The organism is Sphingobium sp. WR1, from assembly GCF_059693745.1.
In genome coordinates, this window is record NZ_JCATID010000090.1 from 1 (window position 1) to 1,147 (window position 1,147).

Annotated in this window: 1 pseudogene; it reads left to right on the top strand. The window is 64.2% G+C overall.

Going from position 1 to position 1,147, the window contains the following annotated elements:
* Window positions 1-120 precede the first annotated feature (120 nt).
* Window positions 121-1,119 (top strand): annotated as a pseudogene (locus AC58EF_RS28525) (Tn3 family transposase); the annotation flags it as partial.
* Window positions 1,120-1,147 lie beyond the last annotated feature (28 nt).

Genomic DNA, 1,147 nt, shown 5'->3' on the forward strand with positions numbered 1-1,147 from the left:
ACGATCAGCTTGCCGCCATCAAGGCGCGCTTCGGATTCACCGATCTGAGCCGGCCAGCGCGCGGCATCATGATGACTTGGCTGGAAACCGAAGCCATGGCTATCGTGGACGGGCGCATTTTGCTTGACCGACGCCATCCACGCCGAGCCGATCGCCGCCTGGTTTGGGCAAGGACACCGGGCTTCCGCGGATGGCCAGGCCTTCTACCTGGGCGGGCCGGGCGAAGCCGGCGGAGCGGTCAACGCCCATTATGGTCGCGACCCAGTGGTCAAGATCTACACCACCATCACCGACCGCTACGCGCCGCTGCACCAGACGGTGATCGCCGGCACGGCAGGAGAAGCCATCCATGCGCTCGATGGGCTCCTCGGCCATGACAGCAACGCCGATCTGACCGCGCTGCACGTCGATGGAGGCGGCGTTTCCGACATCGTATTCGCGACGATGCATCTCCTCGGGCTCGATTTCGAGCCGCGCATTCCTCGCCTGTCCGACCGGCGCCTCTACGCTTTCGAACCCTCGAAGCGCTATGGCAGGCTTGCGCCACTGTTCGGTCACAGGCTCAACCGGGACCTGATCGTCAGCCACTGGCCCGATATTGAACGTGTCATTGGCGCGATCCGTCACCGCACCGTCACGCCATCGTTGATCCTGAAGAAGCTGTCCGCCTACCGCCAGCAGAACAGCCTCGCTGCGGCGCTGCGGGAGATCGGGCGGATCGAGCGCACGCTGTTCACGCTCCGCTGGTTCGAGGATCCGGCTCTGCGCCGTACCGTCACTGCCGAGTTGAACAAGGGCGAGGCCCGCAACAGCCTTGCCCGGGCGGTCGCCTTCCATCGGCTCGGCCGTTTTCGCGACCGTGGCCTGGAGAACCAGCAGACCCGAGCGGCCGCGCTCAACCTCGTCACCGCAGCGATTATCCTGTTCAACTGTCGCTATCTGGGGCGCGCCGTCGACGAAATGCGTCGTCGAGGAAGCCCCATCGATCCAGCTATGCTGTCCCGGCTCTCGCCGTTGGGTTGGGATCGCATCAATCTCACCGGCGATTATGTCTGGTCCGATCACCTCGATCTCGACGCCAACGGCCTCATGCCGCTGCTCATCAAACCGCTACCGTGAATCCGTGTCCTGATAATGCACAGGGGCC